The organism is Pseudomonas sp. RC10-4-2, from assembly GCF_050433085.1.
GTDB lineage: Bacteria > Pseudomonadota > Gammaproteobacteria > Pseudomonadales > Pseudomonadaceae > Pseudomonas > Pseudomonas aeruginosa.
The window spans coordinates 988,933-1,008,809 of sequence record NZ_JBNPXX010000001.1 but is presented as its reverse complement, the minus strand read 5'-3'; the positions used below and the strand labels follow the sequence as shown (position 1 = coordinate 1,008,809).

Here is a 19,877-nt window from a genome sequence, read left to right as displayed (position 1 = left end):
CATGTTATTCACCAGCAAACCTCTCTCGCCCCAGGGCCGCCACGTACTGATCACCGGCGCCTCCAGCGGCCTCGGCCGGGAAACCGCGCTGCACCTGGCCGAACAGGGTTTCCAGGTGATCGCCGGGGTGCGCCGCCAGGAGGATGGCGAGCGCCTGGCGAACGCCTGCCCGTCCGGCCGGATCAGCACGCTGCTGATCGATGTCACCGACGAGGAATCCATTGGCCGGGCCGCCGCGCAGGTGGCGGAGAAAGTCGGCGATACCGGGCTCTGGGGCCTGGTGAACAACGCCGGGATCTGCATTTCCGCGCCGCTGGAATGCGTCTCCAGCGACCTGCTGCGGCGCCAGCTGGAAGTCAACCTGATCGGCCAGCTCGCGGTGACCCGGGCGATCCTGCCGCTGCTGCGCCGTGGCGGCGCGGCGCGCCTGGTGAACGTCACCTCGGGCCTCGGCTCGGTCGCCATTCCCTACCTGGGCGCCTACTCCGCCGCGCAGTTCGCCAAGGAGGGAGTGAGCGACGCCCTGCGCCGCGAGCTGGCACCCATGGGCATCCAGGTCTCGGTGGTCAGCCCCGGGGCGATCTGGACGCCGATCTGGGGCAAGATCGCCAGCGAGGGCGAGCGCGCCCTGGCCGACGCCCCCGACGCCGTCGCCGACCTCTATCGCGATACCTACCTGCGCTTCCTCCAGGCCAACGAGGACGGCGCGCGCAACAGCGCGACCAAGCCCGCCGATGTCGCCGCCGCGGTGCATGCCGCGCTCACCGCGGCCAAGCCGCGGACCCGCTACCGGGTGGGCGCCGACGTGCGCCGCGGTACCCTGCTGGCGCGGCTGCTGCCCGATAGCGTGATCGACGGGATGTTCCGCCCCATCGTCACCGCCGCCCCGGCGGCGAAGGAGGAGCAACGTGCCTGATCGCAAACTGAGACTGGGCGAGGAACTGATCTCGCCACTGCACGCGCTCTACGACGGCCTGCAGGTGGACGGCGCGCCGCGTCCCGCGCATCGCGCCGCCGAGCATCCGGTGTGGGTGGTGACGCGCTACCGCGACGCGCGCAAGGTCCTCAACCATCCGGGCGTCCGCCGCGACGCCCGGCAGGCCGCCGAACTCTACGCGAAGCGTACCGGCAGCCCGCGCGCGGGGATCGGTGAGGGACTCAGCCACCACATGCTCAACCTCGACCCGCCGGACCATACCCGCCTGCGCTCGCTGGTTGGCCGCGCGTTCACCCCGCGCCAGGTGGAGCGCCTGCAACCGCATATAGAACGGATCACCGAGGAATTGCTGGACGCCATGGCCGGCCGCGAACAGGCCGACCTGATGGCCGACTTCGCGATCCCGCTGACCATCGCGGTGATCTTCGAGCTGCTGGGCATTCCCGAGGCCGAGCGCGAACACGCCCGCCAGTCCTGGGAGCGCCAGGCGGAACTGCTGTCGCCGGAGGAGGCCCAGGCCCTGGCCGATGCGCAGGTCGACTACCTGCGCGTGCTGCTCGAGGCCAAGCGCCGGCAGCCGGCCGACGACGTCTACAGCGGGCTGGTGCAGGCCGCCGACGAGAGCGGCCAGTTGAGCGAAGCGGAACTCGTCTCCATGGCCCACCTGCTGATGATGAGCGGCTTCGAGACCACCATGAACATGATCGGCAACGCGCTGGTCACCCTGCTGGTCAACCCGGAGCAACTGGCGTTGCTGCGGGCGCAGCCGGAACTCCTGCCCAACGCCATGGAAGAACTGGTCCGCCACGACAGTCCGGTGCGCGCCTCGATGTTGCGCTTCACCGTAGAAGACGTGGAACTGGACGGGGTCACCATTCCCGCCGGCGAATACATCCTGGTCTCCAACCTGACCGCCAACCACGACGCCGAGCGCTTCGACGATCCCGACCGCCTCGACCTCACCCGCAACACCGATGGCCATCTCGGCTACGGCTTCGGCGTGCACTACTGCGTCGGCGCCTCGCTGGCCCGGCTGGAGGGGCGGATCGCCATCCAGCGCCTGCTCGCGCGCTTCCCCGACCTCCAGTTGGCGGTGCCCCACGCGGAGCTGCAATGGCTGCCGATCACCTTCCTCCGCGCCCTGATCAGCGTGCCGGTGCGCACCGGATGCAGCGCCCCGGCGAACACCGCCTCCCACGCCAACCCGATCGAGAGGATCGCCCAATGAATGCCAAGGAAATTCTCGTCCACAGCCTGCGCCTCCTGGAAAACGGCGATGCCCGTGGCTGGTGCGACCTGTTCCATCCGGAAGGCGTACTCGAATTCCCCTACGCCCCGCCGGGCTGGAAGACCCGCTTCGAGGGCCGCGAAACCATCTGGGCGCACATGCGCCTGTTTCCCGAGCACCTGACCGTGCGCTTCACCGACGTGCAGTTCTACGAGACCGCCGACCCCGACCTGGCCATCGGCGAATTCCATGGCGACGGCGTGGCCACCGTTTCCGGCGGCAAGCTGGCGCAGGACTACATCTCGGTGCTGCGCACCCGCGACGGACAGATCCTGCTCTACCGCGACTTCTGGAATCCGCTGCGGCACCTCGAGGCCCTGGGCGGGGTCGAGGCCGCCGCCAAGATCGTCCAGGGAGCCTGAGCCATGCCGCGCGCCGCCGTGGTCTGCGGCCTGGGCAGCTACCTGCCCGAGGCCGTGCTCAGCAACGACATGCTCGCCGCCGAGCTGGACACTTCCGACGCCTGGATCAGCAGCCGCACCGGCGTGCGCCAGCGGCATATCGCCGGCGACCTCGGCAGCGGCGACCTGGCCCTGCGGGCGGCCTCCGCCGCGCTCGCCTCGGCGGGGCTGGAGCGAGTCGATGCGGTGGTGCTGGCAACCAGCACCGGCGACTTCTGCTGCCCGGCCACCGCGCCCAGGGTCGCGGCGCGCCTGGGGTTGGTCGGCGCGCTCGCGTTCGACCTGTCCGCCGCCTGCACCGGCTTCGTCTACGGCCTGGCCAGCGTCGGCTCGCTGATCAGCGCCGGGCTGGCGGACAGCGCGCTGCTGGTCGGGGTGGACACTTTCAGCCATACCCTCGACCCCGCCGATCGCTCGACCCGCGCACTGTTCGGCGACGGCGCCGGAGCGGTGGTGCTGCGTGCCGGCGATGCCGAGGAAGAAGGCGCGCTGCTGGCCTTCGACCTCGGCAGCGACGGCCACCAGTTCGACCTGCTGATGACCCCCGCCGTCAGTCGCGCCGAACGCAGTTCCGGACAGGCCTCCAACTACTTCCGGATGGACGGCAAGGCAGTGTTCGGCCAGGCGGTGACGCAGATGAGCGACTCGGTGCGGCGGGTGCTCGACCGGGTCGGCTGGCAAGCTTCGGACCTCCATCACCTGGTCCCGCACCAGGCCAACACACGCATTCTCGCGGCGGTCGCCGACCAGCTCGACCTTCCCGTCGAGCGAGTGGTGAGCAACATCGCCGAGGTGGGCAATACCGTCGCCGCCTCGATTCCCCTGGCCCTGGCCCACGGCCTGCGCCAAGGCATCCTGCGCGACGGCGGCAACATGGTCCTCACCGGTTTCGGTGCCGGACTGACCTGGGGTTCGGTCGCCCTGCGCTGGCCGAAGATCGTTCCGACAATGGACTGAAGAGGGAAGAACAATGCCCAACGACATGGAAGACCATCTCCTCACCGTGCTCAGCGTCGCCAGCGGCGTGCCGAAGGAGGAAATCAGCCGGGACAGCAGGATGGAAGACCTGGCTTTCGATTCGCTGGTGGTCAGCGAGCTGTCGCTGAAGCTGCGCAAGGAGTTCGGCGTCACCGGGGTCGACGACGAACTCGACCTGCTGGAAACGGTGGACGAACTGTTCCAGCTGGTCGAGAAGCACCGCGCCGCCTGAGGCCAGCGAACGCCGGCGTTCCGTCGCTTCTCTGCCAGGCGAAGGCGGTGCCGGGACATGGGAACGCGCATCGCCTTCGATCAACCAACACCAGAGCGAGATTCGCTGGAGGAAGAGGTGAGTCAGAACATGGATCTCACGATCGGGACGCATCGGGAGTCGGCTTTCTACGAGCTGGAGTTCGGACCGAGGACGATAATGACCCTGGCCAACTTTCCGGACGACGTGCTGCCGTTGTTGCAAATGGAAAGCCTGATGACCTTCGAGGCGATGGCCTACCTGCGCTGCGACGCACTGGTCGAGCTAGGCTGCTACGACGGCCGGGCGCTGGAGATCGCGCGCCTGCTCAATGCCCGCTATCTCGGCGTCGACCTCGACCAGCGGGCGATCGAGACGCTGCGCACGCGGATCGAGCGCGAGGGCATGAGCGATCGCGCGGACACGGTGGTCGACGACATCCTCAACCACACCAGGCGCGGTGCCTCGGTCGGCTCGCGCGCGCTGTACCTGCTGCCGTTCAACCTGCTGGGCAACTTCCGCGAGCCGAAACGGCTGCTCGACTCCCTCGCCGAGCGCAGCGTGGCGGCGGTGGTCTCGGTGTTCGGCGACAGCGCCGAGGCCACCCGCGTCCGCCAGAGCTACTACCGCCGTTGCGGGGTGCAGGGCCTAGAGTTGCACACGCGGGACGACGGCACCGTGTTCACCGGCAGCGACGGCTTCTACTCGCGCTCGTATTCACGCGCCTGCCTCCACGCCCTGCTCGCCGAGTGCGGGCTGACCGTGGTGCGCAGCGCTTCGAACCTGTTCGCCCACTGCGTGACGGTGCTGCCCGAAGGCGCCGACCAGGGCTTCGGTTCGTCGGCGGCATGAGTCGCCGTCGTGCATTCATCGCGCGGCCACGGCACGGGCAGGTCGCCGTGGCTCGCTTCATCGTCGTCTGAACCGCTCGGGAGCTGGAAACATGCCTTTGATTGTCTACGTGCTCGGTGCCGCGATCTTCGCCCTGACCACCAGCGAATACATGGTCGCCGGGCTGATGCCGGCGCTGGCCGCCGAATTCGGCGTGTCCTTCGCCGCGATCGGCTACCTGGTCACCTTCTACGCCGGCGCGATGGCCGTCGGCGGCCCGCTGTTGACCACCGCCCTGCTCCGCGTGCCGCGCAAGAACGCCCTGCTCGGCCTGATCGCGCTGTTCGTGGTCGGCCAGGTCATCGGCGCCCTGGCGCCGGGCTATGCGGTGATGGTCGCGGCGCGACTGGTCACCGCGGTCGCCGCCGCGGCCTTCTTCGGCGTGGCGCTGACCGCCTGCGCCGAACTGGTCGAAGGCAACCAGTTCGGCCGCGCGTCGTCGCTGGTGCTCGGTGGTCTGATGGTCGGCACCGTGCTCGGCCTGCCCGTCGCCACCTGGCTGGGCGAATGGTACGGCTGGCGCGCGAGCTTCTTCGCGGTGGCGCTGGTGGCAGTGCTGGTCGGCCTGCTGGTGTTGCAGCTGATGCCGGCGATCCCGGGGTCGGCGGGCAGCGGCTCGCTGCGCGAGGAACTGAAGGTGTTCAGGAACGCCCATCTATGGTGGGTCTACGCCACCAGTCTGCTGCTGATCGGCGCCACCTTCGCCGGCTTCACCTATTTCGTGCCGATCCTCACCGAGGTCAGCGGCTTCTCCGCCTCGACCGTACCGCTGCTGCTGGTGGTCTACGGCCTGGCGACGCTGGTGGGCAACAACATCGTCGGCCGCCTGGCCGACCGCCATACCATCGCGGTCCTGGCCTTCGGCCTGCTGGCGGCCATCGCCGCGATGGTGGCCTTCGCCCTGTTCGGACAGGTTCCGGCGGTGGCGGTGGCGGCGCTGGTGGTGATCGGCCTGACCGGGGTGTCGATGAACCCGGCGCTGGTGACCCGCGGCGCACGTGTCGGCCATAACAACATGCTGGTCAACTCGGTGCACACCGCCTGCATCATGCTCGGCGTGATGGCCGGTTCCTGGATCGGCGGCCTGGGCATCGCCGGCGGATTCGGCCTGCAGGGCGCGCTCTGGGTCGGCGCGGCCCTCGGAGTACTGGCGCTGCTGACCCTGCTGCCGGAGCTGCGCTTCGCCCGCGCCCCGGTAGGCGGGGCACTGGGCCGCTGAGCAGGATCCCTCAGGCGCTGCGCGCCAGCCAGCGGCAGTAGCCGGCGACGCCCTCTTCCAGGCTCTGGAAATCGTCGCGGTAGCCCGCCTCGCGCAGCAGCTCCAGGTCGGCGCAGGTATGGCTCTGGTAGCGCGCCCGCAGCGACTCGGGGAACTCGCGGTAGCCGAGCAGGCCGCTTTCCACGGCCTGTTGCAGCGACAAGGGCGGCTGGTCGGCGTTGGCGCGGACGCTATTGATCACCGCCAGGGCGACCTCGTTGAAGGTCCGTGCCTGGCCGCTGCCGAGGTTGAAGATTCCCGAACGCTGCGGATGGTCGAAGAAATGCAGGTTTACCCGCGCCACGTCCTCCACCGCGACGAAGTCGCGCAGGTGGCCGCCGGGCGGGAAGCCGCCGTGTTCGCCGAACAGTTCGACCCGCCCGTCGCGGCGCAATTGCTGGTAGCAGTGGTAGGCCACCGAGGCCATCCGCCCCTTGTGTTCCTCGCGCGGCCCGTAGACGTTGAAGTAACGCAGGCCGACCACCTGGCTGCGCGCCTGCGGCAGCGCCCGCCGCACACGCTGGTCGAAGAGGAACTTGGAATAGCCGTAGACGTTCAGCGGCCGCTCGTACTGGCGCGCCTCGCGGAAGGTCCGGCCGGCGCCGTAGACCGCCGCCGACGAGGCGTAGAGGAACGGCACGCCGAGTTCCAGGCTGCTTTCCAGCAGGCGGCAACTGTAGCGGTAGTTGTTCTCCATCATGTAGCGGCCATTGCTTTCCAGGGTGCTGGCGCAGGCGCCCTGGTGGAACAGCGCGCGGACCGTGCCGAAGTCGCCGCGGGCGTAACGCTCGAGGAAGTCGTTCTGGTCCAGGTAGTCGGCGATATCGGCGTCCGCCAGGTTGCGGAACTGCTCGCCGTCGGTGAGATCGTCCACCGCGATGATGTCGGTCTCGCCGCGCCGGTTCAGCGCCTGCAGCAGATTGCTGCCGATGAAGCCGGCGGCGCCGGTGACGATGATGCTCATGGGCACTCCCTTCGACAGGATGAATGCCCCCAGGCTATGCCTATGCGCCGTGCCGCCCGTTGACCTGCAACAAGCCATGGGCGGACGGCAGCGGTTCAGCGGGAAGGACGATCGTTGTGACCGAGGTCGCGTTGCGGGTCGATGCGGTCACGAACCCGCTGCTTGAGCGCCTTGGCCTCGGGGAAGCCGCCGTCGGCCTTGCGCTCCCAGACCTGCACGCCGTCGCAGGTGATGCGGAAGACGCCACCGGTTCCGGGCTCCAGGCAGACTTTTCCGAGATCGTCGGCGAAGGTGCTGAGCAGTTCCTGGGCCAGCCAGGCGGCACGCAGCAGCCACTGGCACTGGGTGCAATAGGTGATGACGATTTCGGGCTTGGCGGTGGGCATGTCGGCGGCTCAGGGGAAACGGTCGCGCCTATAATAGCCGCCTTTTCACCCGGCTCCGGATCGTTCTCATGCGCCGCCTGCTGCTCGTACTGCTGCTCCTGCTTCCCCTGTCCGCCCTCGCCGCGGAGGCCCGGCCGAAGATCGGTCTGGTCCTCTCCGGCGGTGCCGCCCGCGGCCTGGCCCATATCGGCGTGCTCAAGGCCCTCGACGAACAGGGCATCCAGATCGACGCCATCGCCGGCACCAGCATGGGCGCGGTGGTCGGCGGCCTGTACGCCTCCGGCTACACCCCCGCCGAACTGGAGCGCATCGCCCTGGAGATGGACTGGCAGCAGGCGCTGTCCGACGCGCCGCCGCGCAAGGACGTGCCGTTCCGGCGCAAGCAGGACGACCGCGACTTCCTGGTCAAGCAGAAGATCAGCTTCCGCGACGACGGCACCCTCGGCCTGCCGCTGGGGGTGATCCAGGGCCAGAACCTGGCGATGGTGCTGGAAAGCCTGCTGGTGCACACCAGCGACAACCGCGACTTCGACAAGCTGGCGATCCCCTTCCGCGCCGTCTCCACCGATATCGCAACCGGCGAGAAAGTGGTGTTCCGCAAGGGCCACCTGCCCCAGGCGATCCGCGCCAGCATGTCGATCCCCGCCGTGTTCGCCCCGGTGGAGATCGACGGCAGGCTGCTGGTGGATGGTGGCATGGTCGACAACATCCCGGTGGACGTGGCGCGCGACATGGGCGTGGACGTGGTGATCGTGGTCGACATCGGCAACCCGCTGCGCGACCGCAAGGACCTGAGCACCGTGCTCGACGTGATGAACCAGTCGATCACCCTGATGACCCGGAAGAACTCCGAAGCCCAGCTGGCCACGCTCAAGCCCGGCGACGTGCTGATCCAGCCGCCGCTGTCCGGCTACGGCACCACCGACTTCGGCCGCGTGCCGCAACTGATCGACGCCGGCTACCGCGCCACCACGGTGCTCGCCGCGCGCCTCGCCGAGTTGCGCAAGCCGAAGGACCTCAACAGCGAAGCGCTCGACGTGGCGCGCACGCCGAACCAGCGCAAGCCGGTGATCGACGCGATCCGCGTGGAGAACAACTCGAAGGTCAGCGACGAGGTGATCCGCCACTACATCCGCCAGCCGCTCGGCACGCGCCTCGACCTCGGCCGCCTGCAGGACGACATGAGCACCCTCTACGGCCTCGACTACTTCGACCAGGTGCAGTACCGGGTGGTCAAGGAGAAGAAGCTCAACACCCTGGTGATCCACGCCACCGGCAAGAAAGGCGGCACCGACTTCCTTCGCCTGGGCCTCAACCTGTCCGACGACATGCGCGGCGAAAGCACCTTCAACCTCGGCGGCAGCTACCGCATGAACGGCCTCAACCGGCTCGGCGCCGAGTGGCTGACCCGGGTCCAGCTCGGCGACCGCCAGGAACTCTACAGCGAGTTCTACCAGCCGCTCGACGTCGGCTCGCGCTACTTCGTCGCGCCCTTCCTGTTCCACGAGGCACAGAACGTCGACGTCACCGAGGACAACGACCCGCTGCTGCGCTATCGCCTGGAGCGCTACGGCTACGGCCTCAACGTCGGCCGGCAGATCGCCAACAACGGCGAAATCCGCCTGGGCGCGGTGCAGGCCTACGGCAAGGCCGACGTGCGCATCGGCGACCCGAGCCTGCCGGACATCGACTTCACCGAGGGCTACTACGAACTGAAGTACTCGTTCGATACCGTCGACGACGTCAATTTCCCCCACGAGGGCGAGGAGATCGGCCTGACCATGCGCCGCTACGACAAGTCCCTCGGCTCGGACGACAGCTACCGGCAGTGGGACCTGCGGCTGAACAAGGCGCTCAGCTTCGGCGCCGACACCTGGGTGTTCGGCGGCGGCTACGGGCGCACCCTGGACGACGCCGAGGTGGTCACCTCCAGCTTCACCCTCGGCGGCGCCCGCGAGCTGTCGGGCTTCCGCCGCGACGCGCTGTCCGGGCAGAACTACAGCCTGGGACGGATCGTCTATTACCGGCGCCTCACCGAACGTTCCTTCCTGCCGCTGGACTTCCCGCTGTACCTAGGCGGCAGCATCGAGCGCGGACGCATCTGGAACAACGACAACGAATACGACAGCGGCTACATCAACGCCGCCAGCCTGATGATCGGCTTCGATACGCCGCTGGGGCCGCTGACCTTCAGCTACGGGATCAACGACGAGAACTTCAAGGCGTTCTACCTGAACCTCGGGCAGAACTTCTGAGCGGAGTTCAGGCGATCAGCGCCAGCAACTCGCGCGCCTCGGCCTTCTGCCACGGGTCGCCGTGCGCCACCACCAGGCGCAGGATGCGGCTGGCCTGGTCGAGATCGCCGCTGTCGATGCAGGCGCGGGCCCGGTCCAGGCTGGCCGAGGCCTCCTCCGGCGGCACCGTGGCCGGCTCCGGCTGGTCGAGTTCGAGGTGTTCGTACTCGGCGACATCCGGCAGTTCATGGAGATTGCTCTCGAACGCCAGGGGCTCCTCCGCCGGTTCCGCCTTGCCGGCAGCGGCGCGGCGCGGCAGGTCGGGGTTGTCCAGGGGATTCTCCAGGGCGCCCCAGTCGAGATCGAGATCGAGGTTGAGGTCGCCGAAGCCGTCGGCGCCCAAGGTCGCATCCGGTTGCTGCAAAACGGGCGGCTCGGCCAGCGGCAGGTCGCTCCAGTCGTCGTCCTTGGTTGTTGCCGCCGGCGTCTCGGTCGCCGGCATCTGTAGCAGCGCCGGGTAGCGTCCGCGCAACTCGTCGATGGCCTCCGGGTTGCCGCCACTGGCCAGGGTTTCCTCGGCCAGCGCGTCGAAGCCGGCCGCATCGCCCAGCTCAGCCAGCACCAGCAACAGCTTCATCCGCGCGCTCAGGCGCTGCGGCTGCTCGGCGAGTACCTGACGCAGCAGGTCGCGGGCCTGTCCGTAGCGACCGTAGGCGATATAGATGTCGGCGCCGTCCAGCTTGTCCGCCGCAGCCATGGCGGCGCGCGGAGCGGCGGCCGGAGCAGGCGGAGGAGACGGCGGCGGGCTGGAGGGAGCGGCGACCGGCGGCCTGGCCTGTTCCTCGACCTTTGCCGGCGCCGGTGCGGCCGCCGGGGAGCGCGGCGCACGCCGCAGCGGCAGGTTCAGGGCGACCCGGCGCTTCGGTTCGACCGCCGGGACAGGAGCCTCTTCGCGGCGGCGACGCAACAGCAACACGCCGAGCAGAGCGAGGACCAGCAGCAGGACGATCATCCAGCGCCAGTACTGCGAGTCCGTCGGCGTTTCAACCGGTTGCGCAACCGAAGGCGCGGCCGCGGCGGGCGGCGGCGCCGCGGGCCGCACCGCCTGGCGCCGGGCCAGTTGCTGTTGCAGTTCGGCGACCTGGTGATCGCGCTGCTGCAGTTGTTCCTGCAAGGCCTGCAACTGGCGTTGCAGATCGTCCATCCGCTGGCTCAGTTCCTCCCGTTGCCGGGCCAACGCCTCGGCCTCGGCATCCGCCTGGCGCTGCGCCTCGACGAGAGCCGCCGGAGCGTTTTCCACCACGGCGGCATCGGCTGGCGGCAGGACTTCCACGGCCGCCTCCTTCACGGCGCCGGGCGCGCCTCGCTCCGGCTGGTAGCCGGCCGGCAGGCGCAGGCGCGCGCCGGCCTTGAGCCGGTGCCGGTCGGCATTGACGAAGGCCTGCGGATTGAGCTGGTACAGGGCCTCCATGAGTTGCGCGCGATCGGCGTTGCCGGCACCACGCAGGCGTCCGCTGATGGCCCAGAGGTTGTCGCTGGGGCGAGCCAGGTATTCGTCGCCCGGCTCCAGCAGTGCCGGGTCTACGACGACCGCGGCACTACGCGGCGCAGGCACCGGCGTCGAGGATTGCCGCTGCGGCTCGATCCCGCTGCGCGCGGCCGGAAGCATGCGCGGCGTATAACCGAGCGGATCGAGCAGTACGGTGAATTCGCGCACGATGCGGCCGTTGGGGCGGGCCACCTCCACCAGGAAATTCAGGTAGGGCTCCTGCACCGGTCGGCTCGAGGACACATGGATGCGATTGCCACCGCGCCCCTGGAGCACCGGACTGAAACGCAGCTCGTTGAGGAACTGCAAGCGTTCCACCCCGGCCGCGGCGAAGACGTCGGCGCCCGCCAGGCGGACCTCGATCTCGTCCGCGCCGAGATCGCCGACGTCGAGCAGTTCGATATCCGCATCCAGCGGCTGGTTGAGCGCCGAATGCAGGGTGATGTCTCCCACTCCCAGGGCGCTCGCCTGCCCGGCCAACAGGCACGACCAGGCACACAACATGACACGCAAGGCTTTACCGGGCATTCCGTTCTTTTCTCCGCACTTCGAGCACACAGCCGGCCAGCGGTCGACTGCTACATCTATTTCACGTTAGCCCGAATTTCGCCCCGTACAGGGCTGAACGCACCACATGGCGCAAGACATGGCTTTTTGCCATCACTGAATAGAGGAATGCCGTGGAAACGGTCAAGATTTTTCGTCAGAAAACCGACGAAAACCTCTGCAGAGGGCTTTCGGACGAAAGCCCAGGAGGTGATGCCATAAAAATGGCGATTCTAGCGGAATTTCGTGACGCAGTGCTCAGCGCTTTTCCAGGTTCGCCAGGATTCGCAAGAGCACCTGCTGGCACAGCGCCTGCTCGGACTCGTCGATGCCGGTCAGTACGTCGTTGCGAACGCTGGCGGCGATGGCCTCGATATCGGCGATCAGCACATCGGCCTTGGGCGTCAGCACGATGTGCTTGGCCCGCCGGTCCTCCGCCACCGCCAGGCGCCGTACCAGGCCCTGGGACTCGAGGCCGTCGAGCAGCCGCGCCAGGGTCGGGCCTTCGACCCCGACCGATTGGGCCAACTCGCGCTGGGTGGGCGAATCGCGATGGCGCGCCAGATGCAACAACACCAACCAGCGCGCCTGGGACAGGCCGAGGTGACTGAGGCGGCGGTCGAGTTCAGCGCGCCAAGCACGGGAAGTCTGGGCTAGCAAGGTGCCGAAATAGTGCTTGTCTGTCTGAGCCATAGGAAAAAGGAGGTCCGATATTTCATTTGACTAATTATTAGTCGGCTAATAATGCCCGTCCAATTTCCCCCCGTACAATGACAAATTGTCGCACGATATGCCCAGGCCAGGCCCTGTCTACCACTTCGCGTACTGGTCCTCGACGAAGCCCCAGAGCCGCTCGATCCTCACCTCGGCACGACCTCGCGGACGCAGCACACCGCTGAAACAACCGAATATCTGCTTGAAGTTGCTCGCCAGCAGACCGAGGTTCAGCCGCTCCTGATGCATGCCGTGAGCCTCGAAGCGCAGCTCCACCTGGCCATCGTATGAACGGATGGTCCAGGGCCGCAGCGGCTGGTCGCGGTCGAAGTCGAAGCGCACGCTGTCGACCTTCAGCAGTTCGCCGTCCAGCCAGTAGCAGTTCTCGGTGAAGCTGGTCTCGTTGACCCCGCACGACAGGTTCAGGCCGACCCGCAAGCCGTCCGCCTCGCCGGACAGGCAAGCCCAGTTCCAGAAGGTTTCCGGGCGCATGTAGCCCGCCGACCAGTCGTGATGGGCGAAGGCGTCCAGCGCCTGCAGGTCGTGGTCGCCGAGGGCGCTGCGCACGTCGCCGCGACAGCGCACGCCGGCCACCTTCTGCGCGTAGACCCAGCCGTTCACCGCGGTCGGCGTACACAGGCACATCGGCTGGAAGCTCGGCGCCTCCTCGCTGAAGCAGGCGTCGATGCGGGTGCCATCGTCGAGTTCCACCAGCAGGCGTTTCTCCCGGTGAGCCATACGGTTCTCCAGGCGTAGCAGGTTGCGCCCCTGGCGCAGTTCGCAGACGCCGTCGTCCGGGGTCTGGGAAAACCGGGTTCCGAACCCCAGCGGCAGCTTGAAGCGCCGCTCCAGCATGCGTCCGCTGGAAGGCTGGTAGAGGTAGACGAAGCCGACGCCAAGCAAGCTCAGCTGGGCCAGGGCGCAGCCGCCGATCAGCTCCGGGCTGATCAGGCCGAAGTACTGGAACTGATGGAAGCGTCGCCATTTGCCCAGGGCCCCCACGCGCCGGCCCATCGGCGAACGGAAGTCGAAATCGCGGTAATTGATGTGCTGCGGGGCACTCGGGAAGATGCCGTAGTGCGGTTGGCCGTTGGCCTGGATCAAGCGCTGCATGGGGTCCGTCCGGAAGTCGTCTCGCGGTGGGGCCGGCAGCTCTGCGAAGAGCGGCCGTGCCTGGCATTTTTTCCTGTCGAACCTAGCATTCGCCGCCTCGTCCCGCAGTCACCGGCGGCGCCAGCCACAGGGACAAAATCGGCCATGGACTCAGGCCACCACCTGGTTGCGGCCGAACGCCTTGGCTTCGTAAAGCGCGCGATCGGCATGCTCGTAGAGATCGTAGAGACGCTTCAGGTCGTTGCCCGGGGTCGGCCACAGGCAGGACACGCCGACCGACAGGGTCACTTCGCGCGCCGTGTCCGACGCCTCGTGCTCCATGCGCAGCGCCTGGACCTGTGCGCGCAGCGCTTCCGCGCGCAGCCTCGCCTCGTGCTCGTTGGCGCCGTACAGCAACAGGGCGAACTCTTCGCCGCCCAGGCGCACCGCCATATCCAGCGGACGCCTGGCATTCGCCTCGAACACCGCGCCGATGCGCTGCAGGACCGCATCGCCAGCCTGGTGTCCGTAGCGGTCGTTATAGGCCTTGAAATGGTCGACGTCGCAAAGCAGCAGCGCCAGGGTCTTCTGTTCGCGCTGGGCCTGGCGCCAGAGGCGGTCGAGGTGCTGGTTGAAGCTGCGCCGGTTGTGCAGGCCGGTCAGGCTGTCGTGGTCGGCCATCACCCGCAACAGGCGGCTGATGAGGAAATGCTCGCGCGACTTGAACTCCAGCAGGTAGCAGCCGACCGCGCCGATCAGGTTACCGAACAGCAGGAACAGCAGGTTGTTGCCCAGCGGCTCCTGGGTACCCGCCCACCACTCGAAACCCAGGTAGGCGAGCAGCACGACCAACGCACAGCTCAATGCCTGCGACAACCGCAGGCCGGCGAGGAAATAGGCGGCGAAACTGACCAGCAGCAGGCCTTCGTAGGGATAGCCGGGATCCGCCCGATGCGCCAGGCCGACCACTGCCGCCGCACCGACGCCAAGGGCGAGGACGCAGGCGATGCTCAGCGGCACCATCAGCTGGATGTGCCGGCGCAGCATGATCAGGCAGCCGCAGACCAGTAGCAGGACCAGCACGCCAAGGCGCACCGCCAGTACGCCCCACAGCGGGGGACCAGCGAGGATCAGCAGGTCGATGCCGATGAACGCCAGCCAGACGAGCATGCCGACGCTGAGGGCGATGCGTTTCAGCGCGAAGCTGTCCTCCAGCATGTAGCGCCGGTAGTCACGCTCCAGTTCGGGAAGGAAACGCAGACCGCGGAAACCGCGGTTCAATTGGTCGGCATAGAGGTTGGAACGGGAGTCGTCCAACCGGTCCTTCTGTGTCACGCACACCTCTTCTCTTGGAGGGCTTGGCGTCACAGTAGACGCTTGCGAAGGACGTCACAAGATTGGCGTCAGAAAATACCGGCAAATGGCCATATCACGACTCCAGTTCCACCTGCAGGGCGGCGCGCACGCAGTGCAGCACGCCACTCGGCACCCGCTTGCCGAAACGCTCCTCCAGCGCCGCCACCGGCGGCAGTTCGCCGTCTTCCTCGAGGAAGGCGTCCTGGATTTCGCCGAGGAGTTCCTCGGGCAGATCCAGCGCCTGCTCCAGGCTCACCTGCTGACCGGCGATGGCCTCGGCGAGCATCGCGTAGACGTTCTTCTCGCTGCAATTGAGCTGGCGGGCTATCTGCGCCGGGGTCATCCCCGCACAGGCCAGGCTGGCCAATTCGTGGCGCAGGTCCTGCGGCGGCGCGGCGGGCGCCGCCGGCGAGTCGGTGAGGACATCGAGGAAGGCCTGGCCGTAGCGCTCCAGCTTGCGCGCGCCGACCCCGCTGACCTGGGCCATGTCGGATAGCGAGCGCGGCTGGCTGCGGAGCATTTCCAGCAGGGTCGCGTCGGGGAAGATCACATAGGGCGGCACCGAATGCTCTTCGGCCAGCTTGCGCCGCAGCGCGCGCAGGGCCTCCCACATTTCCCGCTCTTCGCTGCGCACCAATTGGCTGGCGGCGCTGGCGCCGCCGCTGGAGGAGCCCTTGGCGCGCTGTGGTTTGAGGTCGCGGCGCAGCTCCAGCCGCACCTCGCCCCGCAGCAGCGGACGACAGGCCTCGGTCAGGCGCAGGCCGCCGAAGCCGTCCAGGTCGACGTCGGCCAGGCCGCGCGCGACCAACTGGCGGAACAGGGTCCGCCATTCGTCTTCGCCACGCCCCTTGCCGATCCCGAACACCGCCAGGTGCTGGTGGCCGAGACTGCGGATCTTCTCGGTCTCGCGGCCGAGCAGGATATCCACCAGATGGCCGACGCCGTAGCGCTGGCCGCTGCGGTAGATCGCCGACAGCGCCTGGCGCGCGGATTCGGTGGCATCCCAGGTTTCCACGCCGTCCACGCAGTTGTCGCAATGCCCGCAGGGCTGCGGCATCTCCTCGTCGAAATAGGCCAGCAGCGCCTGGCGCCGGCAACGGGTTTCCTCGCAGAGCGCCAGCATGGCTTCCAGCTTGTGCCGCTCGACGCGCTTGTGCCGCTCGTCGCCCTCGGAACTCTGCATCATCTGCCGCAGCAGCAGGACGTCCTGCAGGCCGTAGGCCATCCAGGCGTCGGCCGGCAGGCCATCGCGGCCGGCGCGGCCGGTTTCCTGGTAATAGGCCTCGAGGCTCTTGGGCAGGTCGAGGTGGGCGACGAAACGCACGTTGGGCTTGTCGATGCCCATGCCGAAGGCGATGGTCGCCACCATGATCAAGCCTTCCTCGTTGAGGAAGCGCTTCTGGTGGTGGGCACGCAGTTCGTTGGACAGTCCGGCGTGATACGGCAGCGCGGGGAAGCCCTGGTTGCCGAGGAATTCCGCGACCTCCTCGACCTTCTTCCGCGACAGGCAGTAGACGATGCCGGCATCGCCGCGCCGCTCGGAGAGGAAGCCGAGCAACTGCTTGCGCGGCTGCTCCTTGGGCACGATGCGGTAGAAGATGTTCGGCCGGTCGAAGCTGGAGAGGAACTGCTCGGCGTTCTGCAGGTGCAGGCGCTGGATCATCTCCTCGCGGGTACGCATGTCCGCGGTGGCGGTCAGGGCGATCCGCGGCACCTGCGGGAACAGCTCGGCAAGCTGGCCGAGCTGCAGGTATTCGGGACGGAAGTCATGGCCCCATTGCGACACGCAGTGCGCTTCGTCGATGGCGAACAGGCCGACCGGCAGTAGTTGCAGGAAGGCCAGCATGCGCGGCTGGACCAACCGCTCCGGTGCCAGGTAGAGCAGCTTGATCTCGCCACGCTGCAGGCGCTCGGCGATGTCCCGCTGCTGCTCGGGGTTGAGGGTGGAGTTCAGCGCCACCGCCGGCACGCCGAGTTCGTCCAGGGTGGCGACCTGGTCCTCCATCAGCGCGATCAGCGGCGACACCACCACCGTCAGGCCTTCGCGCAGCAGCGCCGGGACCTGGAAACACAGGGACTTGCCACCGCCGGTGGGCATCAGTACCAGCGCATCGCCACCCTCGGCTACCCGCTCGATGATCCGTGCCTGGTTGCCACGGAAGGCGTCGTAACCGAAAACGTCTTTGAGGATGCGTAGGGCTTGCTCGCGCATGAAGGACTCCAAATCGAGCGGCGCATTATACGCCAGGGAGGCTCGATCGGGCCGGTACCTTGTCGCCGGAAAGGACGAAAACCTCAGCGATAGCGCTGACGTTCCTGTTTGAAAAGGATGCGGACGATGGCGAATTCGCGCTCCATCTGTTCGATCAGCGCCGGCGCCCGTTGCAGGTCGCCGCGCCTGGCGCTTTCCTCCAGCTCCTTGCAGTAGCCGGCGAGGAGTACCGCGCCCATGTTGCTGCTGCCTCCCTTGAAGCTGTGTGCGGTATGCCGCAAAGCCTGGGCATCGCCGGCCTGAAGGGCGGCATGCAGGCTGCGCAGGCGCTCCTCGGAGTCGAGCACGAAGGTATCCAGCAGGACCGGATATTCGTCCTCCATGACCTCCTGCAGCGAAGCCAGAACACGATCATCGAGATGCGGCGCGGACATTCGATCGCTCCCTGAAGTCGACTTCCGATGCCCTACCCATTAGGAGCACCGCGACGAAAGCGCGATTATGCCTGAGGCGACCAGAAAAACTCCACGGACACCACCTTTCCGTCGGCCGACCACTGGCAACGATCGGACAATTCGCGGATCAGGCGCAAACCCCTGCCGCAGAGGCGTTCCTGGCGCTCCACGGCATTCAGCGCGCGCTCCACGTCGAAACCTTCGCCGCTGTCCTCGACCCGCACCAGCAGACGCCCCCCCGCGCCATGCGGCGCCAGGTCCAGGTGCAGCCGCACGTAGCCGTCGCGCAAGGCCTGCAGGCGGCTGACCCGCTCCTGGTAATAGCGGGCGAATCCCGCCGCGTCGCTCTTCATCGTCGAATCGAGGCCGATGACGCCATGTTCCAGGGCGTTCGAATAGAGTTCGGCGAGCACCGTATACAGCGCGCCGCCGCGCGCGCGCAGGTCGTGGACCTCGAGCAGCAGTTGCAGCACATGGGGCAGCGGGTTGAAATGCTTGAGGGTTTCGGCGCGGAATTCGAAGCTCACCGACCAGTCCAGCGGACTGCTCACGCCGCTATCGGAAAACGCCAGCGGCGGGCATTGCAGGCCGCTATCCGGCTGCAGCCGCACTTCGAGCATGCTCACGTCGTCCTGCACCGCGCCGCGGAACTGCGCCAGGCTGCGCTGGATCTCGTCGAACAGCGCGGACGGCTGGCGATTGCGCTCGAACAGCTGGAGCAGCCGCGCCTCGCCGAACATCTCGCCAGCCTTGTTGCTGGCCTCGAGGACCCCGTCGGAAAACAGGAATATCCGATCTTCGATATCCAGCGGATAGGTTTCGCAACGGTCGCTGAACGCCGCCGGTTCGAGGATTCCCAGCGGCAGGTGGCGGGACACCAGGGCGACCCGCTCGCCGCTGGCGGCGCGCAGCAGGTAGCCGTCCGGCAAACCGCCGTTCCAGACCTCCACCAGTTCGCGCTGGAAGCTCAGGTTGAGCAAGGTGGCGCAGCAGAACACGCCGACCGGCAGGATGCGCTTCAGCTTGGCGTTCATCTCGCGGAGGATGTCGGCCATCGGATAGCCCTTGGCGGTCATCCCGTAGAACACCTCGGCCAGCGGCATCGCGCCGATCGCCGCCGGCAGGCCGTGGCCGGTGAAGTCGCCGAGCAGCACGTGCATGCCGCCGGACGGCTTGTAGGCGGCCAGCAGCAGGTCGCCGTTGAACAGCGCGAGGGGCGATTGCAGGTAGCGCACGTTGCTGGCGTTCAGGCAGCCGGAATGGGCCACCTTGTCGAACACCGCCTTGGCCACCCGCTGTTCGTTGAGCAGGTGCTCGTTATGCCGGACGATCAGGTCGCGCTGCTCCAGCACCGTTCGTTGCAGCAGGTGCAGACGTCCCATGGCGTTGATCTTGGCTTCGAGGATCACCCGGTTGTACGGCTTGGAGAGGAAGTCGTCGCCGCCCGCCTCCAGGCTCTGCACCAGCGCCTCGGTTTCGCTGAGGGAGGTGAGGAAGATGATCGGCACCAACTCCTCGCCGGCCTGCTGCTTGATCCGCCGGGCAGCCTCGAAGCCATCCATCACCGGCATCATCACGTCCATCAGGACCAGTTGCGGCCGCTCGGTCTCGAACAGCGCCACCGCCTCCAGGCCGTTGCCGGCGGTCAGCACGCGATGCCCCTGGCGGCTGACGATGGTCGACAGCAGCAGGCGGTCGGCCGCGTTGTCCTCGGCGATGAGAATCGTCAGGCTCTCGATCCGCGCCGCCGGGGGATTCATCTCAGCTGATCTTGAACAACTGCTCGAAGTTGGAGATGGCGAGGATCTTGCGCACTTCCGGGCTGCAGTTCGCCAGGCTGATCTGCGCGTTCTCGCCGCCGGCGTGGTCGCGCAGCAGCAGGAGCATGCCGAGGGCCGAGCTGTCCAGGTAAGTGGCGTTGCGCAGGTCGACGACATAGCGTCGCGGAGTGATCGCGACGCGCTCGTAGGCGTCGCGGAAATCCTGATGGGCCCCGAAGTCGAAGCGCCCCTGGATCTGGATGGTCAACTCTTGCCCATCGGCCGAGGGCAGCGCAGTGATGGCCATGGAAGTCTCCTGGTAGGCGTGGCGGATCGAGGGAAGGCTTGAATCATGTAAGCAGTTCCCCGGCAAAGCGGCAACTTGCCAGATCACCTGACTATCAGAAATATCTGTCAATACAACTAGATCGCGCAGTCCTAAACTGCCCCGCTCCGAGCCAGCCGTCCTGTGCCGAGCGGGCTGCGACGGCGCCGCCGCGCGTGGCGCTCGGAGCCTGGGCAGTGGGCGAAAGTCTCGTCCCACCTGCCCGTCCCAAGCGGACCCGCGCCAGGCTGCCAGGTCACCCCCGGCGCAACCTGGCGCGG

18 protein-coding genes are annotated in these 19,877 nt (G+C 67.5%); 8 read left to right on the top strand and 10 right to left on the bottom strand.

Annotated elements, in window-relative coordinates:
* Position 1: 1 nt before the first annotated feature.
* From FHW81_RS04750 to FHW81_RS04720, 7 genes are all read left to right on the top strand, one after another.
* Complete coding sequence (locus tag FHW81_RS04750) at positions 2 to 916, top strand: SDR family NAD(P)-dependent oxidoreductase (RefSeq protein ID WP_003106196.1); 915 nt, start codon at positions 2 to 4, stop codon at positions 914 to 916.
* Positions 909 to 2,165 (top strand): cytochrome P450 family protein, encoded by a 1,257-nt coding sequence (locus FHW81_RS04745; RefSeq protein ID WP_003091710.1) that lies wholly within the window; start codon positions 909 to 911, stop codon positions 2,163 to 2,165. Before FHW81_RS04750 ends, FHW81_RS04745 begins: the two co-directional genes overlap by 8 nt.
* Positions 2,162 to 2,587, top strand: coding sequence for a nuclear transport factor 2 family protein (locus FHW81_RS04740; protein WP_003091711.1), 426 nt, complete (start codon positions 2,162 to 2,164; stop codon positions 2,585 to 2,587). Before FHW81_RS04745 ends, FHW81_RS04740 begins: the two co-directional genes overlap by 4 nt.
* Positions 2,588 to 2,590: 3 nt before the next feature.
* Positions 2,591 to 3,583: a beta-ketoacyl-ACP synthase III gene (locus tag FHW81_RS04735; RefSeq protein WP_003091712.1), complete on the top strand. Its 993-nt coding sequence runs from the start codon at positions 2,591 to 2,593 to the stop codon at positions 3,581 to 3,583.
* 13 nt (positions 3,584 to 3,596) lie between these two features.
* A complete protein-coding gene (locus FHW81_RS04730; protein ID WP_003106204.1) occupies positions 3,597 to 3,836 on the top strand; it encodes an acyl carrier protein in 240 nt (79 codons plus the stop codon).
* A 117-nt stretch (positions 3,837 to 3,953) separates the two neighbouring features.
* Positions 3,954 to 4,706, top strand: coding sequence for an SAM-dependent methyltransferase (locus FHW81_RS04725; RefSeq protein WP_003119643.1), 753 nt, complete (start codon positions 3,954 to 3,956; stop codon positions 4,704 to 4,706).
* A gap of 91 nt (positions 4,707 to 4,797) precedes the next feature.
* The gene (locus FHW81_RS04720; protein ID WP_003106206.1) at positions 4,798 to 5,964 is read left to right on the top strand and encodes an MFS transporter; all 1,167 of its coding nucleotides are present in this window, start codon (positions 4,798 to 4,800) and stop codon (positions 5,962 to 5,964) included.
* A gap of 10 nt (positions 5,965 to 5,974) precedes the next feature.
* Here FHW81_RS04720 and rfaD read toward each other — a convergent pair whose 3' ends face one another.
* Positions 5,975 to 6,967: an ADP-glyceromanno-heptose 6-epimerase gene (gene rfaD / locus FHW81_RS04715; protein ID WP_003106207.1), complete on the bottom strand. Its 993-nt coding sequence runs from the start codon at positions 6,965 to 6,967 to the stop codon at positions 5,975 to 5,977.
* Positions 6,968 to 7,062: 95 nt separating this feature from the next.
* The gene (locus FHW81_RS04710; protein WP_003091717.1) at positions 7,063 to 7,353 is read right to left on the bottom strand and encodes a SelT/SelW/SelH family protein; all 291 of its coding nucleotides are present in this window, start codon (positions 7,351 to 7,353) and stop codon (positions 7,063 to 7,065) included.
* 68 nt (positions 7,354 to 7,421) lie between these two features.
* Between FHW81_RS04710 and plpD the strand changes: the two genes are divergently transcribed.
* Positions 7,422 to 9,608 carry a patatin-like phospholipase PlpD gene (gene plpD, locus FHW81_RS04705; RefSeq protein WP_003113139.1) on the top strand — a complete coding sequence of 729 codons (2,187 nt, stop codon included), beginning with the start codon at positions 7,422 to 7,424 and terminating at the stop codon, positions 9,606 to 9,608.
* 7 nt (positions 9,609 to 9,615) lie between these two features.
* Here plpD and FHW81_RS04700 read toward each other — a convergent pair whose 3' ends face one another.
* The 8 genes from FHW81_RS04700 to hsbA form a co-directional block, all read right to left on the bottom strand.
* Positions 9,616 to 11,664, bottom strand: coding sequence for a type IV pilus assembly protein FimV (locus FHW81_RS04700; RefSeq protein ID WP_023104593.1), 2,049 nt, complete (start codon positions 11,662 to 11,664; stop codon positions 9,616 to 9,618).
* A gap of 276 nt (positions 11,665 to 11,940) precedes the next feature.
* Positions 11,941 to 12,375 (bottom strand): MarR family transcriptional regulator, encoded by a 435-nt coding sequence (locus FHW81_RS04695; RefSeq protein ID WP_003091721.1) that lies wholly within the window; start codon positions 12,373 to 12,375, stop codon positions 11,941 to 11,943.
* 117 nt (positions 12,376 to 12,492) lie between these two features.
* A complete protein-coding gene (locus FHW81_RS04690) occupies positions 12,493 to 13,509 on the bottom strand; it encodes a DUF2804 domain-containing protein (protein ID WP_003098754.1) in 1,017 nt (338 codons plus the stop codon).
* A 150-nt stretch (positions 13,510 to 13,659) separates the two neighbouring features.
* Positions 13,660 to 14,829: a GGDEF domain-containing protein gene (locus FHW81_RS04685; RefSeq protein ID WP_003119637.1), complete on the bottom strand. Its 1,170-nt coding sequence runs from the start codon at positions 14,827 to 14,829 to the stop codon at positions 13,660 to 13,662.
* A gap of 88 nt (positions 14,830 to 14,917) precedes the next feature.
* Entirely contained in the window at positions 14,918 to 17,056 is a 2,139-nt protein-coding gene (recQ, locus tag FHW81_RS04680; RefSeq protein WP_106120624.1) for a DNA helicase RecQ, read from the bottom strand.
* Between the two features lie 83 nt (positions 17,057 to 17,139).
* Complete coding sequence (gene htpB / locus FHW81_RS04675; protein ID WP_003091725.1) at positions 17,140 to 17,490, bottom strand: two-component system sensor histidine kinase HtpB; 351 nt, start codon at positions 17,488 to 17,490, stop codon at positions 17,140 to 17,142.
* Between the two features lie 65 nt (positions 17,491 to 17,555).
* A complete protein-coding gene (hsbR, locus tag FHW81_RS04670) occupies positions 17,556 to 19,271 on the bottom strand; it encodes a two-component system response regulator HsbR (protein ID WP_003098751.1) in 1,716 nt (571 codons plus the stop codon).
* A 1-nt stretch (position 19,272) separates the two neighbouring features.
* A complete protein-coding gene (gene hsbA / locus FHW81_RS04665) occupies positions 19,273 to 19,578 on the bottom strand; it encodes an anti-anti sigma factor HsbA (protein WP_003091727.1) in 306 nt (101 codons plus the stop codon).
* Between the last annotated feature and the right edge of the window lie 299 nt (positions 19,579 to 19,877).

What these genes read in the sequence shown, in the direction of transcription:
- htpB (WP_003091725.1), bottom strand. Translation starts at nt 17,490, where the DNA reads ATGTCCGCGCCGCATCTCGATGATCGTGTTCTGGCTTCGCTGCAGGAG.
- FHW81_RS04720 (WP_003106206.1), top strand. Translation starts at nt 4,798, where the DNA reads ATGCCTTTGATTGTCTACGTGCTCGGTGCCGCGATCTTCGCCCTGACC.
- hsbR (WP_003098751.1), bottom strand. Translation starts at nt 19,271, where the DNA reads ATGAATCCCCCGGCGGCGCGGATCGAGAGCCTGACGATTCTCATCGCC.
- FHW81_RS04750 (WP_003106196.1), top strand. Translation starts at nt 2, where the DNA reads ATGTTATTCACCAGCAAACCTCTCTCGCCCCAGGGCCGCCACGTACTG.
- rfaD (WP_003106207.1), bottom strand. Translation starts at nt 6,967, where the DNA reads ATGAGCATCATCGTCACCGGCGCCGCCGGCTTCATCGGCAGCAATCTG.
- recQ (WP_106120624.1), bottom strand. Translation starts at nt 17,056, where the DNA reads ATGCGCGAGCAAGCCCTACGCATCCTCAAAGACGTTTTCGGTTACGAC.
- plpD (WP_003113139.1), top strand. Translation starts at nt 7,422, where the DNA reads ATGCGCCGCCTGCTGCTCGTACTGCTGCTCCTGCTTCCCCTGTCCGCC.
- FHW81_RS04695 (WP_003091721.1), bottom strand. Translation starts at nt 12,375, where the DNA reads ATGGCTCAGACAGACAAGCACTATTTCGGCACCTTGCTAGCCCAGACT.
- FHW81_RS04735 (WP_003091712.1), top strand. Translation starts at nt 2,591, where the DNA reads ATGCCGCGCGCCGCCGTGGTCTGCGGCCTGGGCAGCTACCTGCCCGAG.
- FHW81_RS04740 (WP_003091711.1), top strand. Translation starts at nt 2,162, where the DNA reads ATGAATGCCAAGGAAATTCTCGTCCACAGCCTGCGCCTCCTGGAAAAC.
- FHW81_RS04710 (WP_003091717.1), bottom strand. Translation starts at nt 7,353, where the DNA reads ATGCCCACCGCCAAGCCCGAAATCGTCATCACCTATTGCACCCAGTGC.
- FHW81_RS04730 (WP_003106204.1), top strand. Translation starts at nt 3,597, where the DNA reads ATGCCCAACGACATGGAAGACCATCTCCTCACCGTGCTCAGCGTCGCC.
- FHW81_RS04700 (WP_023104593.1), bottom strand. Translation starts at nt 11,664, where the DNA reads ATGCCCGGTAAAGCCTTGCGTGTCATGTTGTGTGCCTGGTCGTGCCTG.
- hsbA (WP_003091727.1), bottom strand. Translation starts at nt 19,578, where the DNA reads ATGGCCATCACTGCGCTGCCCTCGGCCGATGGGCAAGAGTTGACCATC.
- FHW81_RS04690 (WP_003098754.1), bottom strand. Translation starts at nt 13,509, where the DNA reads ATGCAGCGCTTGATCCAGGCCAACGGCCAACCGCACTACGGCATCTTC.